Raw genomic sequence first — 21,055 nt, 5'->3', positions numbered from 1 at the left:
TATTAGCATATATTCATAATCGTTCTATTAAAAACGCTACGAAAAGCGGGTAAAGGGTGAAATAAACATCAAAATCCACGATAATACACAGTTCATGTATTGTGCAGACCTAGTTGAGATCAAAATGACTGAAAAAACATTTATTAAAGGTAAAGACCGCGATTTAGAGTCGTCTATCTCTACCATGCAAAACAAGCTAAAAGCGCTAAATATTAATATTGAAGAAGCGCTATGGCTTAACCCTGTAGCAAACTGTTATTCAGTTCATATAAAAGATAGCGACTGTGGTGTGATGTTTACTAACGGTAAAGGTGCCACTGATAAAGCCTCTATCGCTTCTGCGTTAGGTGAATATTTTGAGCGCTTAAGCTGTAACTACTTTTTTGCTGATTTTTACTTAGGTGAAGAATTTGCCAATGGTGACTTTACCCATTATCCGAACGAAAAATGGTTTAAAGTAGCAGAAGATGAAGTACCACAAGGGATTATGGATGAGAGCTTATGGGATTACTTCGACCCAGAGCGTGAATTAACCGCTTCACACCTTTATGACTTTAATTCTGGCAATTTTGAACGTGGTATTTGTACTGTACCTTATACTCGCCAGCGCGACGGCCAAGAAATTTATATTCCGGTGAACGTGATTGGTAATATTTTTGTATCCAATGGTATGAGTGCTGGTAATACTAAATTTGAAGCCCGTGTACAGGGGTTATCTGAGGTATTTGAACGCGCTATTAAAAACCGTATTATTGCCGAAGGCATTAGCTTACCTATCGTGCCTGAAGAAATAGTAAAACAATACCCTAAAATTCATGAAGCCTGTGAAGAACTTCGTAGCCATGGTTTCCATTTACGTATTGCGGATGCCTCACTTGGCGGTAAATACCCTGTAATGAGTGTTACGCTAATCAACCCAGTAGATGGCTCTGTATTTGCTTCTTTTGGTGCTCACCCTTCATTTGAAGTAGCGCTAGAGCGTACCGTTACCGAATTACTGCAAGGTCGTCGCCTAGATCAACTAGACGTATTCCAACCTGCTACTTTTGACAACGACGAAGTGGCCACACCTGAAAACATTGAACTGCACTTTATTGATTCAAGCGGTTTAATTTCACATGACTTTTTCCGTTCTGAAGCTGACTTTGAATTTGTACATTGGGACTTTAGTGGCTCAACTGAGCAAGAATATAACTTCTGTACTGATCTAATTCACAGCATGGGCCATGATATCTACATCATGGATTACACCCACTTAAATGTGTATGCATGTCGTATTTTAGTGCCTGGTATGTCTGATATTTACCCGGTAGATGAGCTTATTTGGCGTAATAATAACGAAGGGGCTAAATTCCGTGAAACCTTCCTATCACTAGATCAGTATGACACTGAGCAACTGATGGAAATTTACGATAGCTTAGAAGAAGCTGGTCACAGCGATATTATTCGCGCGGCTGAATTCATTGGCTTAGCAACCGATGCCGATACGCCTTGGCATACTCTACGTATTGGTGAACTGAAAGCACACTTATGCTTAGCGGCAGGTAGCGAAGAAGCGATTGATTGGGTTGACTGGATTTTACATACCGGCCAAGTCAATGAAGACGCAATGCGTCATTTCCGTTGTTTAAAAGCAATCCTGGAAATTAAATATGATGACGAACGTGAGTATGCAAGCTACCAAGACGCTTTAGGGCTTATGTTTGGCGCTAACAATGTAACCCTAGCGATTGAGATTGCAGAAGGTCGCACACGCTTTAACGGCTTAACCTTCCCAGGTTTATCGCTTGAAGGCTTTAAAAAGCATGCCGCATTACTGGATGGCTACCGTAAGTTACATGTTGCGAAACAGCAGCATTGGGCACGAGAAGTCAGTGATTCATAATATCTGAGCTTGTTTAAAGCTAAAAAGAAAATGGCGCATATTTCACTGCGCCATTTTTGTTTCTGGTGTTAATTAGCTATAGTTAAGCTTTCTATATTAACAATTTAATTACACCCTATGTGGCAACAGCGTAAAAGTAAACGCACATCTGTTTATAATCTTAAACTTACCTTTTTATTTGCAATCAGTTTAATTGCAATAACAAGCTTAGTGCTTGATCGGCTTAATTATAATCGTGCAAAAGATGCTTACCGTTTACAAGTACTTTCTCAAGTAAGCACCTACAGAGCCCAGCTTGAAGCTACTTTAGTCTCGAATATTCAGTTAATACGTGGTTTGGCTGTAGCCGTTGCTGCCGAGCCTAATTTGAGCCAAACACGTTTTGGGCAAATTGCCGCTCCGCTGTTTAATACCTCTAACGAACTTCGCAATATTGGTGCTGCACCAGATATGATCATCACAATGACCTACCCGCTTGAAGGGAATGAAAAAGCCATTGGACTCAATTTTTTAGAGAATAAGGCGCAACGTGATGATGCCATTAAAGCACGTGATACTAATACCATTGTAATGGCTGGGCCACTCACGTTAGTTCAAGGCAGTGAGGCTTTGATTGCACGAGTGCCAGTGTATTTGCCTGAAGACCAGTCTTTTTGGGGGCTGCTTTCTGTGGTGCTCGATATAGAGAAAGTCTATAACAACGCAGGGATTTTTGAATTACAAAAAAAATACACTGTTGCTATTCAAGGACGCAACGGGTTAGGTAAACAAGGTGAGTTTTTCTTTGGCGACCCAACAATTACCAGCCAAAATCCGCTTGAGTTTAGCCTAAACTTCCAAGGCGGAGCTTGGCAGCTCTATGTGGTGCCAAAAACCGGCTGGCAACCGGCATCATCGTCTATCTGGCCATTACGTATCGTTATCATCGTTATTTTGAGTTTACTTATTTTTGCATTTTTATTGTTTTTAAAAATGCTCAATAGAGAACACGAAAACGAAAAAATGCTCGAGGTAATGAGTAACCTAGCGCAAGTGGGTGCATGGTCATTTAATTTAGAAAAAAAACAGGTGTTTTGGTCAGACATGACCAAAAAGATATTTGAATACCCTTTAGATGAGCAACCTAAATGGTCATCCGATTTATATTATTTTAAAGAAGGTAAAAGCAGAGATAAGGCAGCTGAACTAATTACTAGGGCGGTTAAATATGGTGAAAGTTACGAAGCCGAACTAGAAGTTATTAATGCCAAAGGCGAAGTGATTTGGGCGCTAATACATGGAGAAGCAGAGCATAAAAATGGGCGTTGTATTAGAATATTCGGCTCATTACAAAATATAGATGCCCGTAAAAAAGTAGCAATAGAAGATCAAAAAATAGCTCGCTTTAACGAAACCTTAGCATCGCTAACTATTAGCGATCACATATTAAATGGCAAATTAAGCGAATCAAAAGAGCTTATAACTCGTGCGGTTTGCCGTGCACTTAAAGTGAATACTGTGAGCATTCGCTTGTTTGATAAACATAAAACTCAGCTTACTCCTATCGCGAGCTATAGCCAAAATAACAGTGATAACAATACCCCTTGGCGCCAGCAAGACATCCCTGATTTTTTTACCAGCTTAGAGAACAAAGCCGTTTTTAGCGCCCAGAACGCTCAGCAACAAGCTTCCCTCGCCCCTATAGCAAAAAGCTATCTAGAGCCATCATCCATTAAAGCAATGCTCTGTGTGATGATCCCCGCGGGCAGCGGCTCTATAGGTGTGGTGTGCGCAGAGCAAGCAACCGTTAGAGCATGGACGCAAAACGAAGAAGGTTTTTTAATTGCCATCGGGGCATTAATAGGAAGTCTTCACTCTAGTGAACAACGCATAGAGACTGAAGCAGAATTGGTCAAAGCAAAAGAAGCCGCAGAACAAGCTGTGATTGCTAAAAGTGAGTTTTTAGCTAGCATGAGTCATGAAATTCGTACCCCGATGAATGGGGTTTTAGGCATGCTTAACCTTATTCAAACGACCTCGCTTGATCAGCAGCAACGTCACCATATCAAACTGGCTCAATCGTCAGCGGAATCTCTATTAGGAATTATTAATGATATTTTAGACTTTTCTAAAATAGAAGCTGGTAAGTTAGACATAGAAAACATTCAATTTAATCTACCCAAATTACTCGGCGAAATTGTTGAGTCGTTTGCGCTCAAGGCCGAAAGTAATAACACCCAATTAATTTTAGATACTACGCATGTAAGCACTAGTGAGATTGTGTGCGACCCAAATAGGTTGCGACAAATTTTAAATAACTTGATTGCCAATGCCGTAAAATTCACTCAAAACGGACAAGTACTGGTAACCGCCACCATAGAAAAAACTCTCGACAATACAACTTTAGAGTGCGCGATTATTGATACCGGCATTGGTATTAGTTTAGATAAGCAAAAACAGTTATTTGACTCTTTTACTCAAGCTGATGCATCAACAACGCGGCAATATGGCGGCACTGGTTTAGGTTTGGCAATAGTTAAGCAGCTGTGCGAACTCATGGGAGGCGAAGTAAGTGTAAATAGCTTACCCAATGAAGGCAGCACCTTTGCTTTTTCAGTCAATATTACCTCAGTGATAGACCAAGCATTTGATTTAGATTGCCAACATATACAAGCAAAGCGGATCCTGATTGTTGATAATAGTGAAATGAATGCCACCATCACCGAGAAGCAATTAATGCTATGGGGCGCAGATGTCAGTGCAGTATGTGACTATGAAGAGGTTGAAGCTTATATAAGTAACCATCAACAAACGCCCCCAGATGTGGCAATTATTGACAGTAGCTTTTTGGAGCCTGTAGCACACCTTCAGGCTGAAAAGCTGAAACATTTTTTAGAGAAAAGCCACGTTTTGATTATGGCTCCAATGAGTTCTTCAAAAAGCAGTTTATTTTATGGAGACAAGGAAACTGCCTTAATTTTTAAACCACTCACCGCTATTGATTTATATGACACGCTGGTAAAAGGAACACTGGCAGAACAACCCAAAGAGGTAGAGCTCTCTGCGATTAATACCCCGAAAAAAGCGAAAGGCCATGTATTGTTAGTTGAGGATAACAAAGTAAATCAGGTGGTTGCCGGTGCATTATTAAAACAAGCCGAGCTCACCTTTGATATTGCAGAGGATGGCGAGGATGCACTAACTAAATTAAATCAAGCAACCGCAAACACTTATCAACTTATTCTAATGGATTGCCAAATGCCTATTATGGATGGTTACCAAGCAACCATGGCTATTAGAGAGGGCCTTGCGGGTCAAGAGAATCGAGCCATTCCCATTATTGCTCTTACGGCTAATGCAATGCACGGAGATAAAGAGAAGTGCTTAAACGCTGGTATGAATGACTATTTAAGTAAGCCTCTCGATGGCCCCGCTATGCATGCTAAATTGCAACAATGGCTTAGCGCTAAATAACAGTGTAAGCTTAAAATAGAATCGATGAAGTAAGGGATATTATGCAGTTATCAATTGAACAACAAAGAGTTATTGGCTGTTTATTGGAAAAGCAAATAACAACGCCTGAACATTACCCGCTATCATTAAATGCTTTAACGAATGCCTGTAACCAAAAATCAAACCGCGCTCCTGTGCTCGACTTAAGTCAACAGCAAGTTCAGGCGACTATCGCCGAGCTAATCGACTTACGCTTAGTAACAGAAGATGAAGGCCTCAGTGGCCGCGTATCTAAGTACGACCATCGCTTTTGTAATACCCCATTTAGCCACTTACAATTTAACGCACAACAACGCGCTATTATTTGTTTATTATTATTGCGAGGTGCCCAAACACCTGGTGAATTAAAAACCCGTTGCGCTCGCTTAGCTGATTTTAACAATGTTGACAACGTTGAAGCAGCGCTTGCACAATTGATTGAAAATAGCCATGTTAAGAAGCTACCTCGTGAGTCTGGTAAACGTGATAGTCGTTTTATCCATTTATTTGCAGCTCCTTCTTCAGAGAACGATGACCCTGTAGCAACACAAACCATGACAGACGAGCTAGAAAACCGAGAGCTCAATGACCTACTCGCTGAAATTGACGAACTAAAAGCTCAACTTAAACAAATAAAAGAGTATATAGGGCTTTAATTGTGTAATTTGAAATCACATAATAGCTATTCTTTTTTGAGCATTAAAACTTTTTAACTTTAAGGAGCGGGCCATGCGCGCCGAAATTATGGCTGAGATGAAAGTTCAGCCTAGTATTGATGTAAACGCTGAAATTAAACGCCGAATAGACTTTATTAAAGCACGTTTAAAAGCCGCATACTCAACCTCACTGGTACTGGGTATTAGTGGTGGCGTAGACTCATCAACCTGTGGCCGATTATGCCAACTTGCTATTAATGAACTTAATCAAGAGCACCAAGACACGCAATATCAATTTATTGCTGTGCGCCTACCTTATGGCGTTCAAGCAGATGAAAGCGAAGCACAAATGGCGGTTGATTTTATTCAACCTAGCACGCGTATGACAGTCAATATTCAGCCTGCTACCGACGCGCTGCACGAGCAAACAATGGCAACTTTAGCAGGAAATAGCCAACCTCTGCCAACACAAGAAAAAATAGACTTTATTAAAGGTAATGTGAAAGCACGCCAACGCATGATTGCACAATACGAAATTGCTGGGTTTTGCCAAGGACTCGTTGTAGGTACCGACCATAGCGCCGAAAATATTACCGGTTTTTATACTAAGTTTGGCGATGGCGCCTGTGATTTAGCCCCTTTGTTTGGTCTCTCTAAACGTCAAGTAAGAGCACTGGCAACAGAGTTAGGCGCACCAGCACTGTTAGTTGAAAAAGCACCTACTGCCGATTTAGAAAGTGATAGACCAGGTTTGACTGACGAAGAAGCGCTTGGCTTAAGCTATGAAGAGATTGATGACTTCTTAGAAGGCAAGCCGGTTTCAGAGTATGTGGAGCAAACGCTGATTGCTATTTTCCAGCGCACGCAACATAAGCGCCAGCCGATCCCAACAGTATACGATGCTTTTTAAATCAATATTATAAGTATAACTTAACTGATCTAGCCGCTTATATATTTCGTAAATATGGCGTGAAAATAAGCGGCTTAGGTTTTTAACGGTTAACCTTAACGCTTGCCAACAGAGAGTTTTATATTTTATGACACCCCCTATTTTGATTACTGGTGCAGGACAACGCATAGGCCTTGCGCTCGCACAGCATTTTATAGCCCAAGGGCAAGCGGTCATTATTACTTACCGTACCCGTCATGAGGCTGTAGATTTGTTAGAGAAACAAGGGGCGACTTGTCTTTATGCTGACTTTAGTTCTGATCAGGGTATTAGTACTTTTATTACATTACTTAAAGCACATACAGAATCACTAAAGGCGATAATTCATAACGCATCAAGCTGGGACTGCGAAGCTAATAACCCACAGTTTGAGCAATTGTTTGATAACATGATGCGTATTCATGCCAAAGCCCCTTACTTAGTCAACTTACATTGCGCTGATTTGCTGATGCGTTACCACGCAGAGTCTAATCAACCGGCAGATATTATTCATCTCACTGATTATGTAGTTGAAACGGGCAGCCCAAAGCACCTTGCTTATGCGGCCAGCAAAGCCGCATTGGATAATTTAACTAAATCATTTAGCGCTAAATTTGCACCGCAGATAAAAGTAAACGCTATTGCCCCTTCATTGATTATTTTTAACCAACACGATGATGAGCAATACCGAGCAAAAACATTGAAAAAATCATTAATGGGCATAGAACCTGGATGCCAAGAAATTATCAATAGTATTGACCTACTACTGAACAGCCATTACATCACAGGCCGCGCTTTACCTGTTGATGGTGGTCGCCATCTTAAGTAAGTCATCTAATAAAACTGAGAAACTTATGCATAACGAATTAAAAGAAAGCTATCAAAAAATTATAACCGCGGTAGGTGAGGATGCAGAACGCGAAGGGTTGCTAGACACCCCAAAACGCGCAGCAAAAGCGATGGAGTACCTAACTCAAGGGTACCGCCAAACGCTTAACGAAATCACGAATAATGCCGTGTTTACCTCAGATGCTGACGACATGGTATTGATACAAGATATAGAGCTTTACTCTATGTGTGAGCATCACTTATTACCATTTATTGGTCGTTGCCACATTGCTTATATTCCTGATGGCAAAGTATTAGGTTTATCTAAGTTTGCACGTATTGTGGATATGTTCTCTCGCCGTTTTCAAATTCAAGAGCAACTTACCCATCAAATTGCCAAAGCGGTCGAGGAAGTAACTGGTGCCAAAGGTGTAGGCGTCATTGTTGAAGCAAAGCACATGTGTATGATGATGCGTGGCGTAGAAAAACAAAACTCAAGTATGCGTACCTCGGTTATGCTTGGTAACTTTAGAGCCGATCCGAAAACACGTAATGAGTTTTTACAGCTGATCAAAGGATAATGTATGGCAAACGCAATAATTAATGTAACTAACTTACGACTACGCACGTTTATTGGTTTTAACCCTGATGAACGAGAGAAAAAACAAGATGTAGTTATTAATTTAGAAATTCATTATCCGGCAGATCAAGCTTGTGAAACAGATGAAGTAGAGCAAGCACTTAACTACAAAGTAATAACTAAAGAAGTGATTAGCTTAGTTGAGCAAGGCCACTTTTTATTGCTAGAAAAGCTAGTTGCTGAAATCCTTGCTGTTTGCCACTCACATCCAAGTGTAAATTATGCCAAAGCCCGGGTGGATAAACCCCATGCGCTGCGCTTTGCAGACTCCGTGTCGCTAACTCTCGACTGGCACAAATAATCCAACGGCAAGGGCTATTACAGCTAAATAACGTAGCCCTTTGCCGAGTGTTACCAGCACTAAAAACATACTAAAGCGCACTTTAAACACGCCGCCAATAACGGTTAGTGGATCGCCAACAATAGGTAACCACGCCAACAGTAAGCTATATACCCCATATTTATTAAACTGCTTTTGGGCTTTTTCAAGTCCTTTTTCAGATACTGGAAACCATTTTTTATCTTTAAAACGCAATGCCTGTGTTCCCAACCAATAATTAACACAGCTACCTAATACATTTCCTAAAGTTGCCGAAAGCCAAATTAATCCTAGGTGAGTATTGCCTTGTACTATCATGCCGCCCATTAACACTTCAGACGAGCTGGGTAATAAGGTAGCCGAAATAAAGGCAGTTAAAAATAAGGTGATATAAAGCATGTTACCCTTATGGCTAACAATAAAACGAGGGAATAACGCTGATAAGCTAATAACCTACAGCAAGCGTAATACGCCGCAGCTTTGCAATCTTACAAACAAAGCCTTGGCTAGATTGCATGGCTGTTATTTTATTAAATTTAAACTCAGCGGATAATTAAATTCTTTACCATCATTAGCTTTTACGCTAGCAATAATAACCATCACAAATGAGAAAATCGCTACCATTGGTAACAAAATCAAACCAATCACTGCAAAAATAAGTAAAAAACACACAAAATAAGCTATAGCCATAGTGATCTGAAAATTAAGTGCTTTTTTACCATGCACATCAACTATAGGCATTTCATCTTTTTTAATCAGCCAAATAATCAATGGGCCTAATACTGAGCCAAACGGGATGATAAACCCTGCCAGCGCACTTAAATGACATAACATAGCCCATGTTCTGTCATCTTTATTCACCACTTTAATCTCTTGATTTTGTTCCATAACACTCTCCCTTATCGTTTTTATTTTGCGCTAAAATGACATTCATACTCATTAGCCACCTTAATGTAAATGCTTATTTATCCAATGCAAAGCATTTGTGTATATTTAAAAATAAAAAAGCGCAGCCAATAGCTGCGCTTGTTTGTTTTGCCTGTATCAATTACTTATTAACACCCGCTAAATCAAGCATAAACGCATAGTTAAGTGCCGTGTCTTCCAAACGCTTAAAACGACCTGACGCCCCTCCATGCCCTGCTTCCATATCAATTTTAAACAGTAGCTTGTTATCATCGGTTTTGTAATCTCGCAGCTTAGCCACCCACTTGGCAGGCTCAAAATATTGTACCTGCGAATCATGTAAGCCTGTTGTTACTAGCATATTAGGGTAGTCTTGCTTGCTTACTTGATCATACGGTGAATACGACAACATATACTCATAGTATGCTTTTTCGTTAGGGTTACCCCACTCACCGTATTCGTTAGTTGTCAGAGGAATGCTCTCATCTAGCATAGTGGTTACTACATCAACAAATGGAACCGCAGCCACCATACCTTTATATAGCTCAGGCGCTTGATTTGCCACTGCGCCCATTAATAAACCACCAGCACTGCCACCTTGGGCAAAAATTTGCTCTTTATTGCCATACCCTTGAGCTACCAATGATTTAGTAACATCTACGAAGTCATTAAAGGTATTCTTTTTAGTCAGTAATTTACCCGCGTCATACCAAGGACGCCCTAACATTTGCGAACCACGAATATGCGCAATGGCAAATACAAAACCACGGTCAAGCAAACTTAACCGCGTACTAGAAAAGGTAGGATCCATGGTCGCTCCATACGAGCCATAACCATATTGTAGCAACGGATTGGTGCCATCTTTTTTAAACATGTCTTTACGATAAACTAAACTCACAGGCACTTTAATGCCATCTCGAGCCGTTACAAATAGTCGTTCTGATGCGTAGTTATCTGCACTAAAATCACCCAACACTTTTTGCTGTTTTAATAATGTTTTTTCGCCAGTGGCCAAATTAACATCATAAGATGAACCCGGCGTCGTCATACTGGTGTAATACACACGCAGCGTATCGCTGTTTAATTCGTTATTACCGTACGCATTAATTGTGTACGCACTGTCGTTAAAGCTTAGTGGTAACTCTTTGCCTGATGTTAAATTACGCGCAATCAGTGTTGATTGGCCCATTTCGCGTTGTTGGTATACTAAGAAGTCATCAAATAACTCAACGTCTTCGAGTTTAATATCCTCGCGGGCAGGGATCACACTCTGCCAATTTTCTTTATCACCGGCTTTATCAATATCAACTTTCATAAGCTGAAAGTTAACCGCATTTAAATTAGTCACAATGTAATAAGTATTGCCTAATTTTGAAATGCTGTATTCAAGGTTGGCTTCACGCTCAATTAAACGCTTTGGCTTAGCATTTACATCATCTGCACTAAGCACTGACAAACCCGATGCATCAGTACTGCTATGCCAAATATAAATTTCTGAGCCGTCTTTACTCTTGCTAATACCAGTGTAATAGCTTGTGTCTGTTTCTTCGTAAACCAGCTCATCATCGCTTTGTGGCGTACCAAGCGTATGACGATAAACTTGATAACCAAGTAAGGTTTGCGCGTCTTTTTTGATGTAATACACCGTTTTATTGTCGTTCGCCCACACAACATAACCACTGGTACCTTCAAGCGTGTCTTCTAATAATTTACCAGTGCTTAAATCTTTAATTTTTATGTTGTAAACACGGCGACTTACCGTATCTTCACCATACGCCATTAAATTGCCGTTTGGACTTACATCTAAACCACTTACGGCATAATAATCATGTTCCTTAGCTAGCTCGTTTACATCTAAAATAACCTGCTGGTCAGTGCCTGCAAAATCACTACTACGTACATAAGTTGCGTATTCGTTATCACCGCGAGTTTGTGATGAATAATAATAGTTACCTTTTTTAACTGGCACTGAATCATCATCTTTTTGAATTCGCCCTTTTAGCTCTTCAAATAACGAAGTTTGTAACGTTTTTGTATGCGCAAGCATTTCATCTGTGTAAGCATTTTCAGCCTCAAGGTAACTAATTACCTCAGGAGCTTTACGCTCATCATCACGCATCCAATAATAATTATCGATACGCGTGTCGCCATGGACTGTCATTTTATACGGTACTTTCTTCGCAATAGGCGGCATGACTGCGATTTTAGCAGCTGCGTTTTCAATTTTTGCTGATTGCTCAACGTCAGGAGCTTTGTTACATCCCCCTAAAATAGCTAAGGAAATAAAAGTAAGAACAAATGGGGTATGTTTCATTGATTGGAATCTCGGTAGTTATTATTTTTATTAAATATACCTAATATTTAATAGCACGGAGATTTAGTTTGTGAAGCTATGTAAAAAGGGAGCCGAAGCTCCCTTTAAATAACATTTAAGTTAATACACTACTTTTGCTTACGACGACGCATAAATGCAAACGGCGCAACTAGTAATGTTAGCCAAGCTAATGAGCCTGACGAGCTTTTCTTCGCTGGCTCTGGAGTAACAACTACAGGTGGTACTACTTTCGCTGTAATACTTACCGCTACCATTACAGGTGCAGATACATTACCACGAACATCAATCGCAACAACTTCCATTTCTGCAGATGTATCACCCGCTAATAAAGTATTATCTGCAACCACAATTTGACCTTCTGCATCAACAGCAAGACCAAGGTTTGTATTAGATTGAACATAGTACTCTGAAATAGCTAAGTCTAAGTCTGATTCTTCAATAGTAAGCGCACCTACTACAGTTCCATCAGCTGCATCTTCAGAAACACTAAACTCACCACCAACCAGCATTGGTGCTTCAACGTCTGGTAACTCTAGGTCTTCAGCTGCCATTACTTTAATAACGTTAGTACCTGAACCTTGCGATAATGCAAACGGGCCGCTTGCAGAAACAACCGCTTTCTCACCAGGTTTAAGTGAAGAAATTGCTTCACCTGTCTCATAAGAAGTCATTTCAACTGCTGGCTGTACGCCAAATACTGTTGAACCTGTTACGCTGTCTGTTTCAGAGAAAACACCTGTTTGGTAACTAGGATAACCCACAGAAACTTTAAAATTCATTGGCTCGCCAAGAAGCGACGCATCAATATTCATTAACTCTGAACAGCCTGAGAAAGTAACTGTATCTTCACCCGCAGCATGGAAAAGCGGCGTACCCCATTGCCATGCATCATTACCAGCGCCATCAGTCATACCAATTAATGTGCGGCTACGACCTGGGAATGGAGTTGTGCGACCACGGTCATTTAAGTTTTGCATGAACTGGTCAGATACACCGTCATTGTTAGTATCTATTTCAATTCTATAACCCGCTTGGAAAGTATGAGTTAACGGATCGCGTAGTTGTATTGATGACGTAATATAAATTCCTGAATCACAGAAATCTGCATTAAATGCAGAGAATGTAGTAGACAGGATATTAAACTCAGCATCTTCAACTGATTTTTCTGTCCCCATTGCAACAATACTTTCAGCTTGTGGAGAAATTTCAGTTTGACCTGTATTTTCAATAACCAATGCCATTTCATTGTTAACAATTTCAGGTGAGTAGCTCAACTGAGTCGCAGCTTTTGGCATTGCATGATAAACAACATGTAAATCGTGATCGCCATCTGTAGATGCATCATCAAATACTAACGCACCATCAAACTCTACTGATGTTAATGCAGCGCTTCTTGCTGCAATATCCTCTGCACTGAATGGATTTTCCAATTCCCATGCAGGTAATTTACTTGGATCAACTGTCATTGTAATGTCAAAGTTAATCGCTTGACCTGCTGGTACAGTTATAGATTCAGGGAAATCCCAGCTAACTGCGCCCGTATCAATATCACTTTGGTAACGCGCTTCTGTGCGAAGGTTATAAGTTTTTGCATCTGCAGAGAAGTTCTTAACTGTCACTGTTTTAGTAATTGCACCTGATTCTGCTAAACTTACTAAACCATAAGATAGTGCAGCTTGTTTAGTATCAAACTCACTGTTATGAACCCATGCCGCAACTGGTAAGTTAGCCGCCTTAGTAACATCAACTAAACCAGCACCAATCATACTAATTGGCGCAAGCTCTGAATCAGGATTAATCGCTAGAGGCTCATTAGTTACGTTTAAGTTTGCCGCATTCATGATTGTTGCTTTAATCTCAAACGCATTACGATCTGGATGCGCTTCACGGATCATTGCAACAGCGCCTGCTGTAATTGGGCCAGAGAAAGAAGTACCTGAAACCGGGTTTGTGCCTGTTTGCGTGCCTGCTGCTGCTACGTCAATGCTCGTACCTGGCGCTGTAATTTCTGGTTTTAATAACCCATCCATAGAAGGACCACGAGATGAGAATGTTGCAACCGCACCTGCCGTTGTTTTAATTTCAACGCTAATATCAAATGTTGCAGGGCCGCCAGCAGCTAATTGAGCTTTTAAAGCTGCACCTGCAGCAAAGTTAATGCCTACGTTTTTAATAGTTACGTCCGCATCAAAGCCACCCATAGGTGCTGGGGTACCATCGTCTGTGTTGTTTGCAATCATTACAAACTCAGCACCGTTTGTTTGTGCATTCAATACTTTTTGTGTAAATGCACACGTACCACGGTCGATTAATACTGCTTTACCAGTAAAATCTACGTCCGCAGCGAACGCATCACAACCATTCTGATTCGCATCAGGGTAAACCAAATCAATATCTGCACCTGAAATTGTATATGCTTCTTGTGGGCCAAAACTTGATGGCTGAATATTACCTTCAACGCCAGCAACAGTACCTGTTGCAACACCGATTTCAGTTGTTGGGTGAGTCATTGCACCTACAGATAGTGCATTAGGTGTTGTACTTGGACCACCTACACGGAATGGATTGTCACCGTCATTGCCGGCAGAAATAACCATGTTTACACCTAAATCAACGGCTCGTTGAATTAGGAATTGCGTACCGCCACCCGTGTAAGTATCACCAAACTCACCACCTAATGACATATTCATTACATCAACACGGTCTGAAATGTCACCATCGCCATTTGGATCCATTGCGGCTTCTAAAGCGGCTGCTTGTGCAGCACCCGGACAACCGCCGCCACACACTGAGTAAGCGTACAGTTCAACGTCAGGAGCAATACCATTTACAGAGTTTGCAGATGATGTACCGTGGTTTGTTGGAGCACCTGTAGAAGGTGAATTAGCGGCATCATTTTCAATTGGATCAGCATCATCACGTATAAAGTCGTAACCACCTTGTACAATGCCTTGTGGCCATGCAACTGATGTTGGATCAGCTTGAGCTGCTAAATAAGCTTCAACTGTGCCAGCACCACCAAACGCTGCGTGCGTGTAGTCAATACCTGTATCAAGTACTGCAACACGTTGACCTTTACCACTTGCAATTCCATCAGTTATAAGTGGTTTTGCATTGATATATTCTGAGCTTGCTGCAACATGTAGCTCGCGATCGAACATTGGTAAAACTTTAGCAACACGATCATCTTTTGCAATTTTTGCTAACGCTTCAGGCGTTGCTTGAACTATTAACGTTGGCGCTAAAATTTTAGTTTTGCCAATTACCTTAGCATTAAAATCTAGGCTGCTAAGCTCAACCGCCATTATGTCCTGAAGCTGCTCAACCTGAGCGGTTACTTCACGGTTAGATGATACTTGGTAAGTCCCATCTGCCACTGCATCAACTGAAGTTTTTGCTTTTAAAACAATCATATGAGCTGAAGGCGCTTTTTTATCAGCAGCTATTTCTTTTACTTGCTCTACTTGCTTGTTAGTCATTGTAGCATTTGGCAAAGTCGCAGCACTGGCAAGTGTTGCCACAAATGCACTTGATACAGCAGTCGCGATTGCTGTTCTTTTAATTATATTATTAGACATCGTTTCCCCTAGGATAGGTTATGTATTATTGTATTTACTAGTTTCAATTCCATTGATTGATAACTACGAATATAAAACGTTAACCTTTGCAGGAGCAACAGCATTGCTACATTTAAGTTACAAAAAAGCACACACCAACAAAAATAACATCATAAAACATTGATTTTAATGTAATAAAAAACAAAAACTAATTGTGAATGATTGTAAATGATACAGTTTTAATTGAGAGTAAAATGAACAACGATGTAATTAATATTTTAACTATGGCTAAGGTCATTCAAACAGCCGTTGCACCCGTTTTTTTAATTACCGGTATTGCGGCAACACTCGGGGTATTATCCAACCGCTTAGCTCGTATTACAGATAGAGCCAGGCAGTTAGAACGAAAATTAAAAGTTAGTACTGATGAAGAGTTTAACTTATCCTTAACCACAGAATTAAGAGCTCTTCTTAAGCGCTCTCGCTGCATTCATATTGCATTTAGTTTAAGTGTCTTAAGCGCATTATTAGTATGTGCAGTAGTTATGTTGTTGTTTTTATCGCACATACAATCGATTAATTTAGGTGTCACTATCGGTAGTTGTTTTGTTGGTGCCATGGCATTGCTAATATGTGCATTTATGTCATTACTTGGCGAGGTTTTTTTGGCAACCCGCAGTATGCGTCGAGGAATGATATTTGCTGATATTGATATAAATGACTAAAACCAGCTCTTTATCTTGAACTAAAGCCTGAGCTAAGATACAAAGATAATTAAAGAACCCTTAAGGAGTAGAGTAAAGTGAAATTGAAACAAGTATTTATCGGGGCATTACTATCTACATGCGCACTTAGCGTATCTGCAAATTCTGCATTTAAAGAGCCGAGTGATGCGATTGAGTATCGCCAAGCTGCATTCTCTATGATTTCAGTTCAAATAGGCGATATGGGTGCCATGCTTAAGGGTAAAATTCCTTTTGATGCAGAGCAATTTAAGCAGCGTGCAAATAACGCAGCGGCATTGTCTAAAATGCCTTGGGAAGCTTTTTACGCAGGTACTGATAAGGGTGATACATCAGCACTTCCTGCGGTATGGTCTGAAAACGATACTTTTATGAAAAAAGCGACAGCATTTCAACAATATGCTGATGAACTTGCTGTAGCAGCTCAAACCGGTGACAAAGCTGTTATTGGTAAAGCGTTTGGTGCATGGGCTAAAGGCTGTAAAGATTGTCATAAGCAATTCAAAGACTAATATATACGGTGTATTAAAAACAAAAATGGCGCTGTATTAGCGCCACTTTTTTTAACTAAGCAAATAACTTAAATGCTCACTTCCCCAGGTACTCATTAATAAAACCAGTAGTACCAAAAATATAACCCATGCAACCCATGGTGACTTTGTCTCTGGCTCTGAGCTTTTTGTTGCTAGTGCTTTATTACCCGTGATCATTGCTTTGACCAAAGGCTTGCCTTTCACTTTGTAAGCAATAATAGCCACAACATGCAAAATAATCGCATAAAATAAAATATCAAAATTAATATGGTGCAACCAATTGGCAAAATCAATGGTATCACTTGATACATACTGCGCTAACGGGCCATCAGTTAAAATGCCATCACTGCTCATTAAACCGCTTACTAGCTGCGCTATGAGCAGAATAAAAAATAATAACACCATATAACTACCTGGTGCAGAATGGCCCACCTCATTTGTTTTTTTGCCAGCAAAAGAAGCAAGCACCGATTTAGGAGAGTGCAGTAATGCCGATATTTTTGCTGTTTTACTGCCAAAGAGGCCCCATATAATCCGTGTTGAGATAAGCGCTAAGGTAAAAAAGCCAACCACAAAATGTAGCTCTATCATGGCCTCTTCAGCACTAAAATAAAGCGCAGCAATACTCAATACTAATAACCAATGAAAGCTTCTTACAAAACCATCCCACACTTTTACCTTAAACATTGCACCTTCCCTAAAAAAAAGTATCATCTAAAACGCTAACTATTTTAGCATCTTAATCTAAGGGTCTGTTAACCTTTCAAGATTAAATTTCCAGCAGTCTGTTTGGTATTTAGGCAAGACAGAGCCTATGTGGTGTGGTTATTCCCCATAAATAGGCGATAACGCTGCATCAATGCCAAACAGGCGCTGCCCGAAGGGTTCTGTCTAGGGGCGATTAACTCTTTGTTGCCTACATGGATGTAGGTAAGGGGCGTGAGCAGGACGCGGAAGCTTTGCTCGGTTTTTACTTAGCCCACTAGGTTACAAACCTCGCGCCGCGATTAAATCGCCCCTAGTTGAACAAATTTTAATATGCAAAGGTCAACAGACCTTGAGGTATCCTAATGAGTCTTTCTACCAGTGCGCAGAGTAAAACACATGCAATCAATTAAAAAACCAGTATTAAAAGGCTTTTTAGATATGCTGCCACTGTGTTTAGCAGTTATTCCTTGGGGCATTTTATGTGGCTCGTTAGCAATACAAAATGGCTTTACCCCTTTTGAAACTCAAGCCATGTCGCTACTGGTATTTGCAGGCTCAGCGCAGCTGGTTGCAATTGAGCTCATTGCTGGTAATACCCCTCTACTGACCATTCTTTTTACCACGTTTATTATTAGCTCTCGCCATTTTTTATATGGCTTGGCGGTTCGTCACAAAGTGATTGAGCAACCCATGCGATGGCGTCTTCCTGTCAGCTTTGTGTTAACTGATGAACTTTTTGCCTTCTCGCACCACCCTCGCGCCTATCGTACTAAAACCCGTTTAATTTATGCATTGAGCGCAGGTTTTAGCTTTTACATTGCGTGGAATATTTGGACTCTAATTGGCATTGTAGCCGGTACTATGCTTCCAGACCTCACTAATTTAGGACTCGATTTTGCAATTGCAGCAACTTTTATTGCCTTAGTAATTCCAGGGATTAAAAACTTAGCCACTTTAGTCACCGTCATTGTTGCAGGGATCAGTGCCACTTTATTAAAAAGTACAGGCTTTGAATTGTGGTTAGTATGCTCTGCACTACTCGCGATGAGCGCAGGTTACGCTGTTACCAGATTAGTGCAAAATAAGGATGCCAAATAATGATGACCACTATTTTGCTAATGGCATGTATTACCTTTTTTACTCGTTATTTATTCTTACACCGCGCATTACCATTTAAAGTAGGGCCTAAAATGCAGCAGTTTTTAAGCTTTAGTGCACCTGCGGTTTTAACGGCGATTTGGGTGCCTATTGTATTTATAAATGACGAAGGTATAAACCTAAACTGGCAAAACCCTTATCTCAGTGCAGCTATAGTCGCTATTGTTGTTGCTTACAAAACTCATAATATTTACTTAACTACCTTGGCCGGTATGGGGCTATTTCTAATTTTAAATTAGCAGCAAGCGCTGTAGAAGTGACTTAGACTTTGTAGATCATCACGCAAAGGTTAAACTATGCAAAATAAACAAATAATAAGCGTATTTATATGCACCCATTCCATCAGCTAAAGACTACCAGCCTGCAAGGCCAGCCAATCGACTTTAAAGAGTTTGAGGGTAAAGTTGTACTAATAGTAAATACCGCGAGTGAGTGTGGATTCACTTATCAATATAAGTCGTTGCAAGCATTACATGAAAAGTATGCAAGCCAAGGCTTAGTCATTATAGGTTTTCCTTGTAACCAATTTGGTCAGCAAGAGCCCGGAGACTCAGAGCAAATAGCGCAAGGTTGTTTAATAAATTATGGGGTTAATTTTTTAATCGCAGAAAAAGTAAATGTAAATGGCCAGCACACAGATTCAGTTTTCCGCTATTTAAAATCTGTACTGCCTGGATTTTTAACACGAAAAATTAAGTGGAACTTCACAAAGTTTTTAATAGCAGCTGATGGCACACCCATTAAGCGCTTTGCGCCTATTACCAAACCTGAAAAACTAGAAAAAGTAATTGAAAAAGCTCTGCTTGCAGCTAAGGCTTAACCCCAAAAAGTATAAAGAGGCCCAAAGCCTCTTTATTGCCAACTACAGCGCTTATTTGTACTAGCGGCAACCTAATCAATATAATCGTTTAAGTCATCTTCACCTAGATTTTTACGCAAGCGTTTTTGCTCAAGGTAATCCTCTAACTTTCTTTTTACCTTTTGCTTTTTCTTGTCGTGTTGATTACGCCCGACCATTTCGTATTCGTCTTCAACAAAATCATCATCTAGCGCATCGTAACTAAATGTCTTACCCACAACCCACTCCATAAAGTGTTTGAGACCAACCTCGGATTTTTATATCGCGATAATTGGTGAAATTAAAATGTTCAACATAAATTCACTGTACAAATTTACGTCAAAATAAAGCCACATCGCTATCCTAAATAGTCTCTGTGTCAGTATTGTGAATAAATAGCGCTAAATTTCAATTGTGGAAAGTGAGAGTTTTTTATCGTATCGATAAATTTTATTTATTAGCATTTAATTATTGGTTATTTTGACCAAAACTTAGCCTTTCCTTTAAGTTTGCTTTTAACTACACCTCAGCCAAAAACACTCAACCAACTGTTTTTAAACACTAAAAACTATTGGCATCAAACTTGTTATAAGTTAATTATCATCAGCAAAAAAACAGAGAATAAACATGAAAAAATTATTATTAGTTAGCGCAATAATGTGCGCTCCAGTAGCTATGGCTCACAATACTAGCGACTCTTCAATTTCATTTAGTAACGATGAATGTAACGTTGAATTTAAGAACGATGTGCGCATCAAACCTAATGAATTAGAAATTTTTAAAGCCAATAATCAGCGCATGCTATTTACCGCTGAAGGTGAGCTGTCTATCAATGGCGAGCAAGTAGCATTAAATAGTACACAGCGCCAAGCAATGACCGACTACACAGACAATTTACGCGTGCAATTACCTGAAGTGGCCAATATTGCCCTTGAAGGGGTTAAAATTGCAGGTGTAGCATTAGAAGAAGTTGCAAATGCGTTTAATATTAACGGCCTCGATAATATTTCAGCCTTAATGGACGATATTCATCAAGAGGTTGAAAGCACCTTTTATCAGCAAGGTACTTTTGTAATGGGCCAACAAAGCTTTACTCAATTTGGTGAAAACTTTGAACAGCAGCTTGAAAAGCAAATAGAAACAGCAGTTGAATCAGCAGTAATGGAATCAATGGGCAGCATTTTAGTGGCATTGGGCTCTGAGTTAATGAGTTCAGGCGGTGACATGCAAGCATTTGAAGAGCGCATGGAAAATATGGGCGCACAAATAGAAGAAAAAGTGGAGCTGCATGCCAAAACACTTGAAAAGCGTGCAAATTCATTATGTGATGATTTTGTTGAAATAGCACAACAAGAAACGCAACTAACCGCTCAAGTTCCTGCATTAAAAGGCTATGAGCTATTTACTATTAAACAGCACTAATAGAATAATACCCCGCATTAATCTCCCTTTGCGGCATTTGCTTTTAAGCTATGCCGCATTTTGCCTTTTATACCCTATTTAAAACCATTTAACTCAAATAATAGACTGTTGAGCGGATCTACTCACGG

19 protein-coding genes are annotated in these 21,055 nt (G+C 40.1%); 13 read left to right on the top strand and 6 right to left on the bottom strand.

Annotation, left to right across the window (positions count from 1 at the left end):
- Positions 1-124 precede the first annotated feature (124 nt).
- From ycaO to folX, 7 genes are all read left to right on the top strand, one after another.
- A complete protein-coding gene (gene ycaO / locus P20311_RS01790) occupies positions 125-1,885 on the top strand; it encodes a 30S ribosomal protein S12 methylthiotransferase accessory factor YcaO (protein WP_008109006.1) in 1,761 nt (586 codons plus the stop codon).
- A 117-nt stretch (positions 1,886-2,002) separates the two neighbouring features.
- Positions 2,003-5,338 carry an ATP-binding protein gene (locus P20311_RS01785; RefSeq protein ID WP_008109003.1) on the top strand — a complete coding sequence of 1,112 codons (3,336 nt, stop codon included), beginning with the start codon at positions 2,003-2,005 and terminating at the stop codon, positions 5,336-5,338.
- Positions 5,339-5,379: 41 nt separating this feature from the next.
- Positions 5,380-6,012 carry a YceH family protein gene (locus P20311_RS01780; RefSeq protein WP_008109001.1) on the top strand — a complete coding sequence of 211 codons (633 nt, stop codon included), beginning with the start codon at positions 5,380-5,382 and terminating at the stop codon, positions 6,010-6,012.
- 73 nt (positions 6,013-6,085) lie between these two features.
- Positions 6,086-6,922: an ammonia-dependent NAD(+) synthetase gene (gene nadE / locus P20311_RS01775; RefSeq protein ID WP_008108999.1), complete on the top strand. Its 837-nt coding sequence runs from the start codon at positions 6,086-6,088 to the stop codon at positions 6,920-6,922.
- Positions 6,923-7,049: 127 nt separating this feature from the next.
- Positions 7,050-7,769, top strand: coding sequence for a dihydromonapterin reductase (gene folM, locus P20311_RS01770; protein ID WP_008108997.1), 720 nt, complete (start codon positions 7,050-7,052; stop codon positions 7,767-7,769).
- A 25-nt stretch (positions 7,770-7,794) separates the two neighbouring features.
- Positions 7,795-8,349: a GTP cyclohydrolase I FolE gene (folE, locus tag P20311_RS01765; protein WP_008108996.1), complete on the top strand. Its 555-nt coding sequence runs from the start codon at positions 7,795-7,797 to the stop codon at positions 8,347-8,349.
- Between the two features lie 3 nt (positions 8,350-8,352).
- A complete protein-coding gene (folX, locus tag P20311_RS01760) occupies positions 8,353-8,709 on the top strand; it encodes a dihydroneopterin triphosphate 2'-epimerase (protein WP_008108994.1) in 357 nt (118 codons plus the stop codon).
- Here the strand turns inward: folX and P20311_RS01755 are convergent.
- The 4 genes from P20311_RS01755 to P20311_RS01740 all read right to left on the bottom strand — a co-directional run bounded on the left by P20311_RS01755 (position 8,686) and on the right by P20311_RS01740 (position 15,546).
- Positions 8,686-9,126, bottom strand: a complete 441-nt coding sequence (locus P20311_RS01755) for a YqaA family protein (RefSeq protein WP_008108992.1) — start codon at positions 9,124-9,126, stop codon at positions 8,686-8,688. The two genes, folX and P20311_RS01755, sit on opposite strands and share 24 nt — an antisense overlap.
- A gap of 123 nt (positions 9,127-9,249) precedes the next feature.
- Positions 9,250-9,615 carry a DUF4870 domain-containing protein gene (locus P20311_RS01750; RefSeq protein WP_008108988.1) on the bottom strand — a complete coding sequence of 122 codons (366 nt, stop codon included), beginning with the start codon at positions 9,613-9,615 and terminating at the stop codon, positions 9,250-9,252.
- A gap of 160 nt (positions 9,616-9,775) precedes the next feature.
- A complete protein-coding gene (locus P20311_RS01745) occupies positions 9,776-11,947 on the bottom strand; it encodes a S9 family peptidase (RefSeq protein WP_008108984.1) in 2,172 nt (723 codons plus the stop codon).
- A gap of 128 nt (positions 11,948-12,075) precedes the next feature.
- A complete protein-coding gene (locus P20311_RS01740; protein ID WP_008108983.1) occupies positions 12,076-15,546 on the bottom strand; it encodes a S8 family serine peptidase in 3,471 nt (1,156 codons plus the stop codon).
- A gap of 233 nt (positions 15,547-15,779) precedes the next feature.
- Between P20311_RS01740 and P20311_RS01735 the strand changes: the two genes are divergently transcribed.
- Together P20311_RS01735 and P20311_RS01730 are read left to right on the top strand one after the other, a co-directional pair.
- On the top strand, positions 15,780-16,250 hold the full coding sequence (locus tag P20311_RS01735; protein ID WP_008108981.1) for a DUF2721 domain-containing protein: 471 nt from the start codon (positions 15,780-15,782) through the stop codon (positions 16,248-16,250).
- A 77-nt stretch (positions 16,251-16,327) separates the two neighbouring features.
- On the top strand, positions 16,328-16,780 hold the full coding sequence (locus tag P20311_RS01730) for a cytochrome c (protein ID WP_008108980.1): 453 nt from the start codon (positions 16,328-16,330) through the stop codon (positions 16,778-16,780).
- A 51-nt stretch (positions 16,781-16,831) separates the two neighbouring features.
- On the opposite strand, the gene P20311_RS01725 is transcribed toward P20311_RS01730, so the two are convergent.
- Positions 16,832-17,488, bottom strand: coding sequence for a cytochrome b/b6 domain-containing protein (locus tag P20311_RS01725; protein WP_008108979.1), 657 nt, complete (start codon positions 17,486-17,488; stop codon positions 16,832-16,834).
- A gap of 417 nt (positions 17,489-17,905) precedes the next feature.
- Here P20311_RS01725 and P20311_RS01720 point away from each other — a divergent pair, with 417 nt between their 5' ends.
- The 3 genes from P20311_RS01720 to P20311_RS01710 all read left to right on the top strand — a co-directional run bounded on the left by P20311_RS01720 (position 17,906) and on the right by P20311_RS01710 (position 19,487).
- Positions 17,906-18,607, top strand: coding sequence for an AzlC family ABC transporter permease (locus P20311_RS01720; protein ID WP_008108978.1), 702 nt, complete (start codon positions 17,906-17,908; stop codon positions 18,605-18,607).
- Positions 18,607-18,906: an AzlD domain-containing protein gene (locus P20311_RS01715; RefSeq protein WP_008108977.1), complete on the top strand. Its 300-nt coding sequence runs from the start codon at positions 18,607-18,609 to the stop codon at positions 18,904-18,906. Before P20311_RS01720 ends, P20311_RS01715 begins: the two co-directional genes overlap by 1 nt.
- Before the next feature lie 89 nt (positions 18,907-18,995).
- Positions 18,996-19,487 (top strand): glutathione peroxidase, encoded by a 492-nt coding sequence (locus P20311_RS01710; RefSeq protein ID WP_008108976.1) that lies wholly within the window; start codon positions 18,996-18,998, stop codon positions 19,485-19,487.
- A 71-nt stretch (positions 19,488-19,558) separates the two neighbouring features.
- Here the strand turns inward: P20311_RS01710 and P20311_RS01705 are convergent, their stop codons facing one another.
- Positions 19,559-19,744, bottom strand: coding sequence for a PA3496 family putative envelope integrity protein (locus P20311_RS01705; protein ID WP_008108975.1), 186 nt, complete (start codon positions 19,742-19,744; stop codon positions 19,559-19,561).
- Positions 19,745-20,132: 388 nt separating this feature from the next.
- Here P20311_RS01705 and P20311_RS01700 point away from each other — a divergent pair, with 388 nt between their 5' ends.
- On the top strand, positions 20,133-20,927 hold the full coding sequence (locus P20311_RS01700; protein WP_008108973.1) for a YggN family protein: 795 nt from the start codon (positions 20,133-20,135) through the stop codon (positions 20,925-20,927).
- Positions 20,928-21,055 lie beyond the last annotated feature (128 nt).

The sequence above is a fragment of the Pseudoalteromonas sp. BSi20311 genome (assembly GCF_000239875.1).
In the GTDB taxonomy this organism is placed as follows: Bacteria; Pseudomonadota; Gammaproteobacteria; order Enterobacterales; family Alteromonadaceae; genus Pseudoalteromonas.
Note: the sequence above shows the minus strand (reverse complement) of the source record. Positions and strands in the feature narration are given on the sequence as shown.